Genomic DNA, 16,850 nt, shown 5'->3' on the forward strand with positions numbered 1-16,850 from the left:
GGGCGGTACGCTAGAGGCAGATGCCACGAGCGCTCCACCAGACTGCACCCGCACCCGACCGCGCCATCCTCGTCGCCGCCGACGTCCCCGGCGCCCTTCTGCCCGCCGACGAATCGCTCAATGAGCTCGCCGAGCTCGCCCGGACTGCCGGCGCCGAGGTCGTAGCCCGCTTCACCCAGCGGCTCGACCATCCCAACCCCGCAACCTACATCGGCAGCGGCAAGGTGCAGGAGATCGTCGAGGCCATCCGCGAACACGGCGCGAACGTCGTCATCTTCGACGATGAACTTTCGCCCTCGCAGCAGCGAAACCTCGAAAAGGCGCTCGGCGTCAAGGTCATCGACCGCACCGCCCTCATCCTCGACATCTTCGCGACCCGGGCCCAGACCCGCGAAGGCCGGCTGCAGGTCGAACTCGCCCAGCACCAGTACCTGCTGCCTCGCCTCGCCGGCCAGTGGTCCCACCTCGAACGCATGGAAGGCGCCATCGGCACCCGCGGCCCCGGCGAAACCCAGATCGAGACTGACCGCCGCCTCATCCGCAACCGCATCGCCAAGATCCGCCGCGACCTCGAAGAGGTCCGCACCCAGCGCGAACTCTACCGGCGTCGCCGTGCGCGCAACAACGTCCCCGTCGTCGCGCTCGTCGGCTACACAAACGCCGGCAAGTCCACCCTCATGCGCGCCCTCAGCGGCGCCGACGTCCTTGCCGAGGATAAGCTCTTCGCCACGCTCGACCCGGTCACTCGCCGCATTTCGCTCCCCTCCGGCGAAATCGTCCTCCTGACCGATACCGTCGGGTTCATCCAGAAGCTCCCTACCCAGCTGGTCGCGGCCTTCCGCGCCACGCTCGAAGAGCTCGAGGACGCCGACCTCCTCCTCCACGTCGTCGATATCTCCCACCCCAACGCCTACCAGCACGTCCAGACCGTCGAGGCCACCCTGCGCGAACTCGGCGTCGACCGCAAACCGCAGCTCCTCGCCCTCAACAAGGTCGACCTCCTCCGCCACGAGGATGGCCGCCCCGTCGCCGACTACGACGAAGCCCGGGCGATCATCCTCGGGGCCGGGGCACCGCCCCGCAACGTCGCCATCATCTCTGCGGCGAAGCGCTGGGGGCTCGACCTCCTTCGCGAGCGCATCGAAGAAGGCCTCGAAAGCGGCTTTGAGAACGTCGAGCTCGAACTCCCCGCCGTGCTCTCCACTGCCGTTTGAACGCCGGCGCAGCACCCGGTAGAACTCGGCTATGAACCCCGAACGGCCCCCAGTTCCGCTTCCGCATCCCTCCGGGCCGCTCGCCGGCTACCGCGTCCTCGACCTTGCCGACGAAAAGGGCCAGCTCGGCGCCCGGCTCCTTGCCGAACTTGGCGCCGACGTCATCAAGGTCGAGCCCCCGCGCGACGGCGACCCCGGCAGGCAGCATGCTCCCTTCTTCCGCAACGAGGCCGGAACCGAAACCAGCCTCTTCTGGTGGACGATGAACGCCGGGAAACGCTCCATCACCCTCCAGCTCAGGCTGGAGGCCGGTCGCGAACTCTTCCACCGCCTCGTTGCCATCTCCGACATCATCATCGAGACCACCATGCCCGGCGAGGCTGCTGCCCTCGGGCTCGATTACCCGACGATCGAACGCATCAACCCCTCCGCCATCCTCGTCTCCATCACCGGCTTCGGGCAGGATGGCCCCTACGCCCGCTGGCACGCCACCGACATCGTCGGTGCCGCCATGGGCGGCCTCATGTACCTCAACGGCGACCCCGAACGCGGCCCCGTCCGCACCACCGTCCCCCAGGCCTACACGCAGGTCAACGTCCAGGCGATGGTCGGCGCGCTCGTCGCGCTGTACGCCCGCGGGGTGAACGGCGGCATCGGCCAGCATGTCGATGTCTCGATGCAGGAGGCCGTCGCCAACGCGATGGACAATGCGCAGCAGACCTGGGATATCCGCCGGGTCAACGCCTCGGGCCCCGGCCTTTACCGGAACTCTGCCGGTGTCCGCACGGCCCGCTACCTGTTCGAGACCGCCGACGGCTGGGTCGCAGCCCTGCAGGCGGGCGGGCTCATCGGGCCGAACGCCAACGCCATCATCGACTGGCTCGCCGAGCATGGCGAAGCCCGCGGCCTCGATTCCCGGGAATGGCGCGCCCGCCTCACCGCTCCGCAGCCGCTCTCTCACGAAGACCGGGAGTACGTTGAAGCCACCATGGCCGCCTTCTGCCGCACCCGGAAGAAGGAAGAGCTCGTCGAAGAGGCGCAGCGCCGGGGTGCCGGATGGGCGCCCGTCCTCAGTCCCAGCGAGATTGTCGAAAACAAACAGCTCGCAGCACGCGACTACTGGGTCCGCGTCGCCCACGAGGACATCGGCCAGTCGTTCACCTACCCCGGCGCGCCCTTCCGCCTGTCTGCCACTCCATGGCAGCAGCGCGGCCGCGCCCCGCATCTCGGCGAACATAACGAAGAGGTGTACTGCGGGCTCCTCGGGCTCGAACCCCAGGAGCTCCGCCGGCTCCGCCTCAGGATGGTGATCTGACCGTGCCCGAACAACCCCCTCCGCCGCTCAAGAAGCCGTTTGAAGGCATCCGCGTTGCCGACTTTGCCTGGGTCGGCGTCGGCCCGCTTGTCTCCAAATACCTCGCCGACCACGGCGCCGAAGTCATCCGCATTGAAAGCGCCACCTACCCCGAGACCCTCCGCCGCGCCGGTCCCTTTGTCGATGATGTCCCCGACCTCGACGGCTCCGGCTACTTCGCGAACTTCAACAGCTCGAAGCTCGGCGTCACCGTCAATTTCAAGCACCCGAAGGGCCCAGACCTCGTTCGCCGCCTCCTCGCCCACTGCGACGTCGTCACCGAGTCGTACACGCCCGGGACCATGGCCCGCTTCGGCTTCGACTACGAATCGGTCCGGCAAATCCGCCCCGACGTCATCATGATCTCCATGCCCCTCTACGGACAGACCGGCCCGTGGGCGCACTACGCAGGCTACGGACACGTCCTCCAGGCTGCCGCCGGCTTCAACCACTTCACTGGCTGGGAGGATGGCCCGCCCATCGGCACCGGCGTCGCCTACACCGACTTCCTCGTCCCGCATTTCGCCGCCATCGCCCTCATCGCGGCGCTCGACTACCGGCGCCGGACAGGACAGGGCCAGTACATCGATTTTTCCCAGTTCGAAGCCGCCATCCATGGTCTCTGGACGGCCATCCTCGACTGGACCGTCAACGGCCATGAGCAAACCCGCCTGGGCAACCACGACCTCGAGGCGGCCCCCCACAACGCCTACCGCTGCCGCGACGGCCGCTGGGTCGTAATCGCCTGCGAGACCGAAAAGCACTGGGAGGGGCTCAAAGCCGCGCTCGGCCGCCCGGAGTGGTGCGACATGGAGCGCATGCGCCGCCGCTGGCAGCGCATCAACGAGCAGAAGGAGATCGACCGGCATCTCACCTTCTGGTTCGAGGACTTCACCCGGCTTCCCAGCGAGTCCGCCCTCCAGGTCGAAGAAGGCGTCGAGGGCCCGCCCGTCCGCAAGTACACCACGGAAGAAGTCGTCCAGCTCTTCCAGTCGTTCGGGGTCCCGTGCGGCATCGTCCAGTCCCCCGAAGAGATGCACGCCGACCCGCAGCTCGCCCACCGCCGCCACTACTGGAAGCTCGAACACCCCCGGATGGGGCTTCGCACCTACGACTCGCCCGCCTTCAAGCTCTCGAAGACGCCCGCCGAACTGACCCGGCCTGCCCCGCTCCTCGGCGAGCACAATGAGTACGTCTTCAAGCAGGTCGTCGGCCTCTCCGACGAGGAGTTCGTCAACCTCATGGCCGAAGGCGTCTTCGAGTAGGCTCCCGGCCCGCTCGGCCGGGCGGCCGGGGCACCCCCCTCCCCTCGCGAAAAGGGAAAGGCCACCGCGCTTGCGGTGGCCTCGCACAAGCCGACGTCAGACTGGCTGCTGCACTACCCGCCGCCTGAAGCCGCACCGCCGGACCCGGTCGGGCCGCCCTCCACCACTTTGAACGTCCCGTTCATCTGGTCGGGGTGGAGGTCGCAGAGGAAGTAGTAGTCTCCGGGACCAGGAGTCGTGAATGTGACCTTGGTCTCCATCCCGCCGTCAATGATGGCGCCCTCGGCGCCGGGAGCCAGCGTCTGCCCGCCCTTCTTGTCGAGGAAGTGAATGTTGTGCTTCGCGCGGCCCCGGTTGACCAGCGTAATCGTGATTTCCGCGTTCGGTCCGGCCACAATCTCTTTCTTGTCGAACTTGTTGTCCGTCGCGACCACCCGGAAGGGGTCCCCGACGGGTGCCGGTGTGGCTGCGCCGCCGCCGCCGCTCCCTGTGGACTCGCTCGCAAACAGGTTGAGACCGGCCCCGACCATGAACCCGCCCAGCATCAGCGCTGCGATGACCGTGAACGCGGCACCGGTCCCGAAGCGGAAGGTCACGTCCTTCGTGTCCCGGATGACCTCCATGTCGAACACCTGGACCGTGCCCGGGACCACCTCGTCCGTATGCCGGGCAATGATGTCCAGCATCGTCTGCCGCGTCTCCTCATAGGTCGCCAGGCCCTCCCGGTCCGACCACGTCGTTTCGACCAGCACCTGCGACGGCCCCGTTGCCGCCGGCGAGACGATGATCCGGAGGTCCTGGAACCCGTCAAGGTCGCGCAGCTGGTTGTCGCTGCTTTCGAGGTCATGGATGATGCCGGACTTCCGCGCCTGCTCCAGCTTGCCTTCGGCGAGCGCGAAGGTCACGACCTGCGTATACCGCGTCGGCGCGGCCTGGCCATGACCGCCCATCGCCGCCTTCTTCCGCATCTGCCCGTCTTCATAGGCCCAGCCGAAGACGGCGATCAGCGTCGAAACGATCGCTGCACCCAGGAGCGGACCGGCAAACGTCTGGTCATCAACGCGCGACCAGTAGATCAGCGCGGCGCCGAGGAAGAGCGCGGCAACCCCGACGACGAGCGGCCAGATGCTCGGGTCCGGCAGGTGGACGTCGTGGTGGTCGCCGTGTGCGTTCGCCTGGTGGTCCATTCGGTGCTCTCTCCCCCTGGATTTCGCGCCTGTGGTGCTTACGGAATGATGTACAGCGTGGTGAACAGCGCAAGCCACACCACGTCGACGAAGTGCCAGTAGAACGAGCACGCCTCGACGGCTTCGTGGTTCGCTGCGGTGAACTGCCCGGCGAGTGAGCGCGCCAGGATGATGCCCATGAAGATGATCCCGCCCGCGACGTGCAACCCGTGGAAGCCCGTCAGCGTGTAGAACGTGGTCCCGTAAATCGTGTCGCCGACCCCGAAATGGAGCTGGCTGTAGTCATACATCTGCATGATGAGGAACACGAGGCCGAGCACGATCGAGACGAACGTCCAGCGGATCAGGCCCGAGCGGTTCCCCCGCTGAATGGCGAAGACCGCGAGCTGGATGGTCACTGAGCTCGTGACCAGCAGGATCGTCGCGATGAACGGCAGCCAGAACTCCACCTCGAGCTTGACACCGGCCGCCACCTGCTCCGGCGTCAGCAGGTACTCCGGCGGCCACTCCCTGGCGTCGGCCCGGGCGATGAAGTAGGCGGCGAACAGACCGCCGAAGAACATCACCTCCGACGCGAGGAAGAGGATGAAGCCGAGCATCCCATTGCTCAGGCCCTGCTTCTGCTGCGTGGCGACCGCGTGTGCTGCCATGGAACCTCTCCAGTCTCCCCTGCTTTGCCCGTGTGAGCGATGGACCTTCGGCCCCGATTAATGGGCCGCCTTGCCGTGGCGCAGATCCCAGAGCGGCCGCTCGGAGTGCACTTCCGGCAGGTCATCGAAGTTGTGCACGGGCGGCGGCGAGCTCGTCCACCACTCCAGCGTGTTCCCCTGCCACGGGTCGTTCGGCTGGTCCTTCGGCCGCATGAAGGCCATCACCACGTTGATGATGAACGGAATCATGGCGACGCCGATGAGGAACGCGCCGATGGTCGAAATCAGATTCAGCGTCTCCCACCCGCTGCTCGCCGAGTAGGTCGCAATCCGCCGCGGCATCCCGTCCAGGCCGAGCAAGTGCATTGGGAAGAACGCGAGGTTGAACCCGATGAACTGCAGCGCGAAGTGGATCCGCGCCAGGCGTTCATCGAGCCGCCTGCCCCAGATTTTCGGGAACCAGTAGTACAGCCCGGCGAACACCGCAAAGACGGCCCCGCCGAACAGCACGTAGTGGATGTGCGCGACCACGAAGTACGTGTCGTGAATCGCGAAGTCGACCGGCACCGCAGCTGAGAACGTCCCGTTGATCCCCCCGATGAGGAACATGCTCAGGAAGCCGAGCGCGAACAGCATCGGCGCCTCGAACGTAATCGAGCCCCGCCAGAGCGTGCCCAGCCAGTTGAACATCTTGACGCCCGTCGGCACGCCGATCATGAACGTCATGAACCCGAACCACGGCTTCAGCACCGCGCCCGTCGTGAACATGTGGTGCGCCCACACGCTAAAGCCCAGGCCGCCGATCCCCATCGTCGCAAAGACGAACGCCTTGTAGCCGAACAGCGGCTTCCGCGCGAACACGGGCAGGATTTCCGAGATGATGCCCATGCCGGGGAGAATCATGATGTAGACGGCCGGGTGCGAGTAGAACCAGAAGATGTTCTGCCAGAGGACCGCGTTCCCGCCCCCGTTCGGGTCGAAGAAGGAACCGCCGAAGTTCCGGTCGATGTACAGCATCGCCAGCCCCGAGGCCAGCACTGGGGTCGCCAGGAGCTGGAGCACCGCGGTGACCAGCATCGTCCAGCAGAAGATCGGCATCCGGAACATCGTCATCCCCGGCGCGCGCATCCGGAACATCGTCACCATGAAGTTCGCTGCGCCGATGGTCGACGACACGCCGAGGATGATGACCGCGATAATCCAGAGGTCGAGCCCCACGCCGGTGCCCCGTGCGAGCGGGCTGTACGCCGTCCAGCCCACATCCGAAGCGCCGCCGAAGAGGAAGCCGGAGAACATCAGAAGCCCGGCCGGCGGAATCAGCCAGAACGAGAGGGCGTTGATGCGCGGAAACGCCATGTCCGCGGCGCCGATCTGCAGCGGGACGATGTAGTTCCCGAAGCCCGCCCACACCGGGATGATGAACAGGAAGAGCATCGCCGACGCGTGCATCGTGAAGATCTGGTTGTACGCGTCGTTGTTCACGAACGTGTTGTCCGCCACCGCCAGCTGCGTCCGCACCAGCAGGGCGAGGATGCCGCCCACGGCGAAGAAGAACATCGTCGTGTAGAGGTAGAGGATCCCCAGCTTCTTGTGGTCGACCGTCGTCAACCAGTCGAGGATCCAGGGCCGTTCGGCATACGCCGGTCGTGGGATTGCGATGCTGGTCATGCTTCCTCCCGGGCTCCTTTGGCCTTCTCGATGTCTATCCGCCGGGCCTCGTCCCGGCGCCGAACGTACGTCATCTGCCTCACGGCTGGCGGACCGACAGCCCGTTCGCAGCCGCCTGTTCCGCTACCCACTTGTCGAATTCGTTGCGATCCACCACCCGCACGTGGAACCGCATCAGCGCATGATTGAGTCCGCAGAGCTCCGCGCACTGCCCGGTAAACTCGCCTGTCTCCTTGGCCGTGATCACGAACCGGTTATCCCGCCCGGGTATCACGTCCAGCTTGTAGTGGAAGTTCGGAAGATAGAACGAGTGAATCACGTCGTTGGACTTGAGCCGGAATTCCACGGGTTCGCCAACGGGGATGACAAACGTCGGCTCGTTTGCGGCGGTGCCGATGATGGAGAACTGCCCCTCCGCGTTCGGTTGGGTGCTCTTCCCGAGGTCGTTGAGGTTGTACACGAACTCCCAGGAAAACTGGAATCCGGTCACATCGATAGTAAGCGCATCATCCGATGCCTTCTTCTCCACGTCGCGCAGCACGATGAACGAATACGAGAACAGCGCGATGACGATGAGCACCGGGATCGACGTCCACACAATCTCCAGCGCCATGCTGCCGTGCGTCTGCTTCGGAAGTTCGTCGCTCTTCTTCCGGAAGCGAATGATGGCGTATAGCAGCGCGCCTTCGACGCCGAAGAACACGGCCACGGCGATGATCAGCGTGAAAACCCACAGGTCCTGGATGCGCTGCGCCTGGTCGGTAATCGGGGTGGGCATCCCCCATCCGGCAAGGGCGGGGCTAATCGTTGCGATGGCCAGGAGCGCTGCGCTGACGATCAGGCTGGTGCGGCGAATGACTCGCAGTTTCCCGGTTGACGGCATGCTCCTGGCTCCCCCTCCCGACCCGTCGCATTCACCCGCGCGGGCACACTCCGCGCCGGGGTTTCGGTTGTGAACGGCGTCGCAAACTGGTTATAGACCCGGCCCCCTGCCCTGTCAAGGAACTGAAATGCGGCCCCCGAGGATAGACCGAACGGCCATTGTCAGCCTGTCGCGAATCGCATTCGGAAACGTGCGCGGCACGCAAACGCACCCCCTCGCACAGCCTCGCCCGGGCCCCAGGACCGTTCGCTGCAGCCCCCGAAGGGTCGCTAGAGGGCCGCGTCGACCCCCATCGCCACGAACAGCAGTGCGAGGTAGAGCATCGAAATCTTGTAGACCCGAATTGGCGCAATCGATGCCGGGCGCCGCCACAACCGCCACGTGACCCAGGCGAACCACCCCCCCAGGACGGCCGCCGCCGACGCGTAAACCCACCCGAGCCCGGCAGCCGGGGCCAGGAGCAGCGTCACCGGGATCAGCAGCACGGCGTACCGGAAGATCTCGACCCGCGTCCGCTCCGGACCGTCCGTCACCGGCAGCATAGGGACGCCCGCCCGCGAATAGTCGCCTTCGAGCCGGAGGGAGAGCGCCCAGAAGTGCGGCGGCGTCCAGAAGAACACGATGGCGAACATCACCCAGGCTGCCAGCGGAGCATCGCCCGTCACCGCTGCCCAGCCGACAACCGGCGGAAACGCCCCGGCTGCCCCGCCGATGACGATGTTCTGCGGCGTCCGCCGCTTCAGCCAGATGGTGTACACGAAGACGTAAAACAGCAGTGCTGTCAGCGCCAGCACCGCCGCCGCGAACGTCGTAGTTGCCCACAGGAAAAAGAACGCCCCCGCGCCGAGCGCGATGCCGAAGGCGAGCGCATGCCCGGGCGGGATGGCCCCCGTTACGGTGGGACGCTCCCGCGTCCGCCGCATGATGGCGTCGATGTCCCGGTCGTACCAGCAGTTGATGACGTTCGCTCCCGCCGCTGACGTCGCACCGCCAATCAGCGTCGCAAGCACCAGCCACGTCCCCGGCCAGCCCCCGGCAGCCACCACCATCGCCGGCACCGTCGTCACCAGCAGCAGCGAGATCACGCGCGGCTTGGTCAGCGTGATGTAGTTGCGGACCGTTGTCGTCAGCGATGCCCGTGCCGGGAACACCAGCTCAGCCGTCATGCCGGCGCCTCAGCCCGCGGCAGCGGCCGCGCAGCCGCTGCCCGGTAAGGCTGGTAGAAGCCCAGCGCAGCCCCGGCCGCAAGCACCCCCCAAATGCACGCTGCAATCGCTGTGTGGGCAACCGTCAGCGGGTCCGGGAAGGTGTACCAGACGTTCAGCGCGCCGACCAGCACCTGCATCGCGTACAGCCCGCCGAGCGCAGCAACGTACGGGCGCGCCCACGGGAGCTGGTCCCGTCGCCGCCACGCCGTTACCAGGGCTGGCACCACGAAGAAAACGAACGCCCCTGCGAGGTACCGGTGCAGCATATGGGTAATCTCCTGGTCGTCGGCGCCCGGCAGCACCCCGCCGTTGCAGAGCGGCCAGCCCGAGCAGGCCGTGCTCGCCCCGCTTTCGGCCATGTACCCGCCGATCCAGAAGGTCACTGCCAGCCAGCCGAGCCCCGCCAGCGCCCAGGCGCCCGGCACCCGCGCGGCTTCCCGGAACCGCCCAACCGTCTCCCGGTGCCGCTCGTCCTCCATCCACATCGCGACGGCGACCAGCGTGATGCACGCCAGCACGACCATCGCCGTCACCAGGTGCGTGGCGACAATCTCCGGCGGCAGCTCGCGGACAACCGTGATCGCCCCGAGAAGCCCCTGGAAGCCGACCAGCGGAACCGTGGCGGTCGCCACCCACACGATCAGAGGCACGTGCCGGTAGTACTTCCACGCCGCCGCTGCGACGGCGATGACCAGCAGCCCGACGATCGAGGCCACGAACCGGTGGGAGAACTCGATCCAGGCCTCCTGGTGGCCCGGCGGCACGGGCTGCCCGTGGCAGAGCGGCCAGTCCGGGCATCCAAGCCCCGAGCCGGTCGCCCGGACGAACGCCCCGACGCCGATGAGGACGACGGTCATGATCGCGGTGAGAATTGCCAGGCGCTGCGCGAGATTCATGCCCTGCAATCGTGCCTTTCTGGCGGCATTGCCGGCCCCCGGGCTCTGCTCCAGCAGGCGGTCCCGCGCCTGCGTTTCCCTCGCCATCAGCGTGCCATCCGCCTCACCGTCCCGCAAGCGTGCGGCCCACGTAGAGCCGGCCGCGCCGTTCCCCTCCGAACCAGCCGACGAACCTAGAATCCCTGGGTTCCGTCCAGCCAGCGCAGGCCGTCGACCAGTACCCCGGCCACGCTCAGCTCCCAGTGGAGGTGGGGGCCGCTCGAAAGCCCTGTCGAGCCCACACGCCCCACGACCTCCCCGCGCCGCACCGTCTGCCCAACTGCAACGGTCCGCTCCGAAAGATGCCCGTAGCACGACAGGATCCCGCCGCCGTGGTCCACCACCACCAGGTTGCCCCGCACCAGCGTCAGCTCCGACATCACGACCGTGCCGTGGTTTGTCGAACGGACCGGCGTGCCCGCCGGCGCGGCGATGTCCGTCCCGCCATGATGCCCCGTACGCGGCCCGCCGTTGAACGACCGCTGCTCCCCGAAGTACCCGCTGACCCAAACGTCCCCGCCGAGTTCGATGGGAATGATGAACGGCAGGGTCCACTGTCTCGGGGTTACCGCGGCGTACAGCGCATCCAGCCGCGGCTGCTCCGGCTCCAGGGGCGGCTCCTTCGGCGGCGGTGCGTTCGGATCCGGCGGCGGCAGCCAGATGTCGTCGGAGGTCCACTGCGTTGCCCGCACGGTGATCGGTTCGGCGAACCGGAAGGTCCCGCCGGCCACGTCGGTCGCAGTGACCTCGAGCGTGGCCGGTCCCGGCGGGTCCAGGACGGCAATGCCCACGAACCCCTCGACGCCGGCCGGCCCCGGGCTCAGGGGCGATGTTCGCCCGAAGAGCCGCACGCTCCCGGAAACCCCATGCCGGACCTCCACGTAGATCGCCCCGCCCTGGTACGGCGTTCGAAAGGAGAGCCGCACCTCCGGACGGGGTCCATCGGTGCCCACCAGGGGCAGCACAACACGATGCGGCAGTCCCGACTGCCGTTCGGCGGCGATGCCGGGCGTCCGCTCGCCGCGCGCAAGCCGGGCTATGGCCGGCAGCGGCAGCGCCAGCCCGATCCCCAGCGCTGCGAGGACCCGCCGTCGGGTTGCCATGACGAGAGGCTACCTGTCCCGCCGCCCGGCGTCATCACGGAGCGGTAACCGGCGTGTCAGCGGACCGTATCCGTCGGCCCGAGCGAGCGCCGCGCCGCATCCCGCGCCCCGTCCACCACCGCCAGCAGCCGCGCCGGCTTCGGGACCCCCGAGAGGACGAAGTTCTGCACAACTCCGGCCGTCTGGCACTGCACGTCGCCGAAGTCGAACACGGTCTCCAGCAGGCCGTGGCGCTCCACCCGGAGGTCTTCGACGTCGACCAGGTCCGTCGAGGCCATCTGGTGGTGGAACCAGTGCCGTTTGAGCGAATCGACCAGCCGCTGGTTCGTCACCACCCAGATATCGTTCTGGTACCGGTACCACGTGAAGTAGGCGCGCACTGCCCAGTAGACCGCCCATGCAGCGATGACCGCGCCGGCAATTACCCCCGGCGGGCCATCGAAGCCGAAGGTCATGACAACGGCGGCAATGCCCAGTGCGGTGCCCCCCAGCCCGGCCAGCACGACCCCGGCTATCTTGAGCGAGAAGTACAGCCAGTGCCGCCGGACAAAGGCGAGCACCTGCTCGCCCGGCTGCAGCGTGAACGGGAGCTTCTTCGGGTTCGGTTGGGCGGCCATGCCGCCCGACATCCTACCCCCCCGCCGGGCGCTTCGGAACCATCACCTTCCGGCGGAAGTAGCACACCTCTTCGCCCCGCTGGTTGAACCCCCGTGTCTCCACCGTCACGATCCCGCGCGTCCCGTCGGAGGTCTCCTTTTTGTCCAGCACCGTCGTCTCGGCCCGGATCGTGTCGCCGTGGAAGGTCGGCTTCAGGTGCTTCAGGCTCTCGATTTCGAGGTTCGCGATCGCCTTGCCCGAGACGTCCGGCACGCTCATCCCCAGCACCAGCGAGTAGACGAGGTTGCCCACCACGACGTTCTGCTTGAAATGCGTCTCCTCCTCCGCGTACCACCGGTCGCTGTGCAGCGGGTGGTGGTTCATCGTGATGTCGCAGAAGAGGTGGTCCATCGCCTCCGTGATGGTCTTGCCGGGCCAGTGCTTGTACACGTCGCCGACTTCGAAGTCCTCGTAGTAGCGGCCGAACTTGTCCCGGCCATCGTAGACAGTCATCTCGTGCGCTCCCCCATGGTGCTCGGAATCGATGTGCTCCCGGCCTGCCGGACGGCTAGACCGGGTACTCCTTCACGATGTTCCGGGCGATCACGATCTTCTGGATATCGCTCGTCCCCTCGGCGATCACCATCAGCGGCGCGTCGCGGTAGAACCGCTCCAGCGGAAGCTCCTTGCTGTAGCCCACGCCGCCGTGGATCCGCATGGCATCGAGTACGCACTCCTGCGCGATCTCCGTGGCGAACAGCTTCGCCATTCCCGCGTCGAGGTCGCTCCGCGCACCCGAGTCCTTCTTCCGCGCGGCATCCAGCGTCAGGAGCCGCGCAGCCCGGATCTTCGTAATCATCTCGGCCAGCCGGAGCTGCTGCGCCTGGTGCTCGAAGATCGGTTTGCCGAACGCCTCCCGCTTCTGCGCATACCGGATCGCCTCGTCGAAGGCTGCCTGCGCTACCCCGACGCCGCGGGCCGCAACGTTGATGCGCCCAACCTCGAGCGCGCTCATCACGTGCTGGAACCCCTGGCCTTCCTTGCCGCCGAGCACCTGCGTCGCCGGCACTCGCGCGTCGTCGAACGTCAGCTCCGTCGTCTCCACGCCCTTGTAGCCGAGCTTCTCCAGCTTCCGCCCCGGCGTAAAGCCGGGCGTGCCCGCATCCACCAGGAAGGCGGTGATGCCGCGGTGCCGCGGCTGCGCGTCCGGGTCGGTCTTCGTCAGGACGAGGTAGACGCCCGCGCGCTGGCCGTTCGTCACCCACATCTTCTGGCCGTTGATGATGTAGTCGTCGCCGTCCCGGCGCGCGGTCGTCTTGATCGCCGCCGCGTCCGAACCCGCGTCCGGCTCGGTGATGCTGAGCGCGCACCGGATGTCGGGCGCCACCATCTTCGGCAGGTACTTCTGCTTCTGCTCTTCGGTGCCGTATTCGCTGATGGCATAGCCCACCAGCACGTGGGTGTTGATGATGCCCGCCAGGCTCATCCATCCCCGTGCAAGCTCGATGCACACGCCCGCGTAGCACTCAAAGCTCAGGTCCAGTCCGCCGTACTTCTCCGGGATCTTGATCCCGAAGAGCCCCATGTCCGCCATGCCCTTCACAAGCGGCTCCGGGAACTCGTCCGCGTGCTCGTACTGGCTGGCGACCGGCTTCACCTCCCGGTCCACCCAGACGCCGACGTTGGTGACGATCTCCCGCGCCACCGGGTCTGTGATATCAGCTGCGTAATCCCTGGCCATGCGACAGTCCTGTTTGAATTCGTGCGTCCGAAGTATCCCCCACCGGTCGCCTTGTGACGATGCGCGCGCACACCCCCGGCCACCTGCGGGCCGGTCAATCGTCGGGGTCGCGGGCCGGCCTTCCAGGCGGCGCCGGGGCCGGCACAAAGGCCCGGCCGAAAGCGGCCGGGCCCCTCCGTGCCGGACAGCAGAGCCCGGTGTCAGGCCCCTTTGAGCGTCTTCAGCCCTTCACGCGGCGCGCCGACGAGGATCGCCATGTTCCCGTCCGGGTGCCGGTTCTCGTACATCAGCTGGTGGCACAGCCCTGTCTCTTCGAACTTGAACACGCGCGAGAGGCACGGGTCGATTTTCCCGGCCACTACCAGGTCGTTGAACGCGTAGGCCTGCTCGTCATTCGCAAAGTGCGAGCCCTGGAGCCGCTTCTGCCGCATCCACAGGTAGCGCAGGTCGACGTCGGCGTTGTAGCCGGTCGTGCCCGCGCAGATCACCACCATCCCGCCCGTGTCGCACACGAAGATGGAGGTCGGCACGGTGTCCTGCCCGGGGTGCTCGAAGACGATGCGCGGGTTCTTCCGCTCACCGAGGATGTCCCAGATCGCCTTGCCGAAGGCCCGCGCGCCCGCCGTGAACTTCGCCATCGATTCGTTGTCCGTCCAGTCGGGCAGCCGGCCCCAATGGTCGAACGCCTTCCGGTTGATGCAGCCCACGGCCCCGAGCCGCTTGCAGAAGTCGTACTTCGACTCGCTCGACACCACTGCGATCGGCTTTGCGCCGACCTGCGCGGCCAGCTGGATCGCCATCGAACCGAGGCCGCCGGCCCCGCCCCACACCAGAACCACATCCCCTTCCTGCACCGTGTGCGGCGGCCAGCCGAAGAGCATCCGGTAGGCCGTCGCCCCAACCAGCGTCGGCGCAGCTGCCTCTTCCCAGGTGAGGTGCGGTGCCTTCGGCATGCACTGGTGCGCCTGCACCTTCGTGAACTGCGCGAACGAACCCCACGTCGTCTCGTACCCCCAAATGCGATAGCTCGGGTGGTACATCGGGTCGAGCCCGGCCTTGATCTCGGGCGCGTGCACGTCCCACGTGCCGCAGTGGATCACGACCTCGTCGCCAACCTTCCAGTTCGTGACGTTCGACCCGACCTTCCAGATGATGCCGGAAGCATCCGAGCCGCCGATGTGGTGGTCCCACGGCTGGCCTTCCTTCTGCCGGGCTGCAATCACGTCGACCGGAACGCCGAGGCCTGCCCAGACGTTGTTGTAGTTCACGCCCGCGGCCATCACGTACACCAGCACGTCGTCCGGCCCGATCTCGGGCACGTCGATCACCTCGACTTGGAACGCCTGGGTCGGCTGGCCGAAGCGCGACTGCCGGATAACCTGCGCGTACATCTTCTTCGGCACATGGCCGAGCGGGGGCATCTCGCCGATTTCGTAGAGGTCCTTAAGGGTTTCGGTCGTCATCTCCATGCTCCTCGGGCGGGCTCCCGGCCCGTCCCTTCGCGGGTCTGGCACCGGTCCACGGGCCGAACGCGCCAATACTATCGGATCGCTATTGGCGCGTAAACGGGCTTCGGCCGCGAGCCATAGGCGCTGCGTATGCCTCAGCGCCCCGGCGAATCCAGCCGCACCTCTCTGCCCTCCCGGGCGCTCCGGTAGCACGCATCGACCACCCGGTGGGCGGCCAGCGCCGTTCGGAAGTCGGGAAACGCGGGCCGCCGCGCCGCCGCGCACTGCAGAAACGCGACGTCTTCCATCATCCCCGCCCGGGCGAGCGGCGCCTCCGCCTCGTTCAGACCGGCCAGCGCGACATACCGCTCGAACACCTCGTCGGCGCTCAGTTCGCGCACCGGCCCGCTGCGCCCCTGCACGCGGATCGGGCCGACGAAGTCGTGCTCAGTCGCGAAGTACCCGCCCTCGAAGAACACCTCCAGGAACCGCGTCGAGGGACGGTCGTCGAGTCCGTGCCACACCGATGTCAGCGTCGTCTGGTGTCCGCCGGCGTGCTGGAATGTCACCAGCGCCACGTCCTCGACCCCCGGGTGCCCCGGCGTCACCTCCCGTGTGTGGCATCGCACCGCCGAAATTTCGCCGAACAGCCAGCGGAACACGTCCACGTCGTGAATCGAATGCTCAATGAGCGTCCCGCCGCCGGCGCGGTCGAAGCTGCCCCGCCAGCTGCTGTTGTAATGCCCGCGGACCGGGAAGAACTGGTCATCCCGCAGGTGGGCCGTCAGGAACGGCCCGAGCCCGGGGTCGCGCATCAGGTCGGCCAGCACGGTCAGCACCGGGGAGTACCGCAGCACCAGCCCCACCTGGTTAACGACTCCCGCGCCCTCGACCGCCTCCACCATCGCCTCCACCTCCGGCAGCGTCCGCGCGAGCGGCTTCTCGCAGAAAACGTCGAGTCCCCGCCGGGCCGCCTCCGCGACCAGCGCCGGGTGTTCGGCCGTCTCCGTGCAGATGTACACAGCGGTCAACCCGGGATAGTCCAGCAGCTCCGGCGCGTTGTCGGTGACCAGCTCCGCACCGACGATGCCCGCAAACGCCTCCGCACGCGCGCGGTCGCGGTCGCAGACTGCGACGTACCGTGCCTCGACGACGCCCGAGCGGATGGCACCCCGCAAATTGCGCGAATGAAAGCGGCCAATATGGCCGCAGCCGATGAGCCCGACGACTGGAACTGGCAAGCGAAGACCGCCTTCACGGTTTTTCCGGCATTTTACGGGTGACTTGCGGAATTCCGGTGAAGGACGCCGGCCGTCCCCGGCAAGCTACTGCCGCGGCCGCCGGCGGGAGGATCCACCTGGGGGCGCAAGTGACTTCCCGCCGGTGGCCGTTTGCCACGCTCCGGTGCCACGTGTGCGCCGCGTTTCAGGGCTGCACCCGGTTGCGCGTCTCGCCCCGCGATCCGAAACTCAGGATGTTCCCCGGTAGCTCAACGGTAGAGCGCGCGGCTGTTAACCGCTAGGTTCGAGGTTCGAATCCTCGCCGGGGAGCCACCCCTGCGCCGGGTCAGCGCGCCCGTTCTTCCCCCGCTGGCGAA

General features: G+C 67.2%; 15 protein-coding genes and 1 tRNA gene. 4 read left to right on the forward strand and 12 right to left on the reverse strand.

Features of this window, described 5'->3' with window-relative positions:
• Window positions 1-20: 20 nt before the first annotated feature.
• Genes hflX through Tbon_RS11540 form a run of 3 tightly spaced genes read left to right on the forward strand, consistent with a single transcriptional unit; the run spans window position 21 to window position 3,833 of the window.
• The gene (gene hflX, locus Tbon_RS11530; RefSeq protein ID WP_158067840.1) at window positions 21-1,214 is read left to right on the forward strand and encodes a GTPase HflX; all 1,194 of its coding nucleotides are present in this window, start codon (window positions 21-23) and stop codon (window positions 1,212-1,214) included.
• A gap of 31 nt (window positions 1,215-1,245) precedes the next feature.
• Window positions 1,246-2,529: a CaiB/BaiF CoA transferase family protein gene (locus Tbon_RS11535; RefSeq protein ID WP_158067841.1), complete on the forward strand. Its 1,284-nt coding sequence runs from the start codon at window positions 1,246-1,248 to the stop codon at window positions 2,527-2,529.
• A gap of 2 nt (window positions 2,530-2,531) precedes the next feature.
• Window positions 2,532-3,833, forward strand: coding sequence for a CaiB/BaiF CoA transferase family protein (locus Tbon_RS11540; protein ID WP_192497950.1), 1,302 nt, complete (start codon window positions 2,532-2,534; stop codon window positions 3,831-3,833).
• 113 nt (window positions 3,834-3,946) lie between these two features.
• Here the strand turns inward: Tbon_RS11540 and Tbon_RS11545 are convergent, their stop codons facing one another.
• From Tbon_RS11545 to Tbon_RS11600, 12 genes are all read right to left on the reverse strand, one after another.
• Window positions 3,947-5,020: a cupredoxin domain-containing protein gene (locus Tbon_RS11545; RefSeq protein WP_158067843.1), complete on the reverse strand. Its 1,074-nt coding sequence runs from the start codon at window positions 5,018-5,020 to the stop codon at window positions 3,947-3,949.
• A 38-nt stretch (window positions 5,021-5,058) separates the two neighbouring features.
• On the reverse strand, window positions 5,059-5,670 hold the full coding sequence (locus Tbon_RS11550; RefSeq protein ID WP_158067844.1) for a cytochrome c oxidase subunit 3: 612 nt from the start codon (window positions 5,668-5,670) through the stop codon (window positions 5,059-5,061).
• 57 nt (window positions 5,671-5,727) lie between these two features.
• A complete protein-coding gene (gene ctaD / locus Tbon_RS11555; protein WP_158067845.1) occupies window positions 5,728-7,338 on the reverse strand; it encodes a cytochrome c oxidase subunit I in 1,611 nt (536 codons plus the stop codon).
• A gap of 79 nt (window positions 7,339-7,417) precedes the next feature.
• Complete coding sequence (gene coxB, locus Tbon_RS11560) at window positions 7,418-8,221, reverse strand: cytochrome c oxidase subunit II (protein WP_158067846.1); 804 nt, start codon at window positions 8,219-8,221, stop codon at window positions 7,418-7,420.
• Between the two features lie 269 nt (window positions 8,222-8,490).
• Window positions 8,491-9,387 (reverse strand): heme o synthase, encoded by an 897-nt coding sequence (locus Tbon_RS11565; RefSeq protein ID WP_158067847.1) that lies wholly within the window; start codon window positions 9,385-9,387, stop codon window positions 8,491-8,493.
• Window positions 9,384-10,412 (reverse strand): COX15/CtaA family protein, encoded by a 1,029-nt coding sequence (locus Tbon_RS11570; RefSeq protein WP_158067848.1) that lies wholly within the window; start codon window positions 10,410-10,412, stop codon window positions 9,384-9,386. The genes Tbon_RS11565 and Tbon_RS11570 overlap by 4 nt, the downstream gene beginning before the upstream one ends.
• A gap of 86 nt (window positions 10,413-10,498) precedes the next feature.
• Window positions 10,499-11,467 carry a M23 family metallopeptidase gene (locus tag Tbon_RS11575; protein ID WP_158067849.1) on the reverse strand — a complete coding sequence of 323 codons (969 nt, stop codon included), beginning with the start codon at window positions 11,465-11,467 and terminating at the stop codon, window positions 10,499-10,501.
• 56 nt (window positions 11,468-11,523) lie between these two features.
• On the reverse strand, window positions 11,524-12,084 hold the full coding sequence (locus Tbon_RS11580; protein ID WP_158067850.1) for a YdbT family protein: 561 nt from the start codon (window positions 12,082-12,084) through the stop codon (window positions 11,524-11,526).
• Between the two features lie 13 nt (window positions 12,085-12,097).
• Window positions 12,098-12,577, reverse strand: a complete 480-nt coding sequence (locus Tbon_RS11585; RefSeq protein ID WP_158067851.1) for a MaoC family dehydratase — start codon at window positions 12,575-12,577, stop codon at window positions 12,098-12,100.
• 55 nt (window positions 12,578-12,632) lie between these two features.
• Entirely contained in the window at window positions 12,633-13,805 is a 1,173-nt protein-coding gene (locus Tbon_RS11590) for an acyl-CoA dehydrogenase family protein (protein ID WP_098504286.1), read from the reverse strand.
• Window positions 13,806-14,005: 200 nt separating this feature from the next.
• Window positions 14,006-15,268 (reverse strand): crotonyl-CoA carboxylase/reductase, encoded by a 1,263-nt coding sequence (ccrA, locus tag Tbon_RS11595; protein ID WP_158067852.1) that lies wholly within the window; start codon window positions 15,266-15,268, stop codon window positions 14,006-14,008.
• A 140-nt stretch (window positions 15,269-15,408) separates the two neighbouring features.
• Window positions 15,409-16,494, reverse strand: a complete 1,086-nt coding sequence (locus Tbon_RS11600) for a Gfo/Idh/MocA family protein (protein ID WP_158067853.1) — start codon at window positions 16,492-16,494, stop codon at window positions 15,409-15,411.
• A 237-nt stretch (window positions 16,495-16,731) separates the two neighbouring features.
• Between Tbon_RS11600 and Tbon_RS11605 the strand changes: the two genes are divergently transcribed.
• Window positions 16,732-16,806, forward strand: a tRNA-Asn gene (locus Tbon_RS11605).
• Window positions 16,807-16,850: the final 44 nt, after the last annotated feature.

This window comes from Tepidiforma bonchosmolovskayae (genome assembly GCF_008838325.1).
In the GTDB taxonomy this organism is placed as follows: domain Bacteria; phylum Chloroflexota; class Dehalococcoidia; order Tepidiformales; family Tepidiformaceae; genus Tepidiforma; species Tepidiforma bonchosmolovskayae.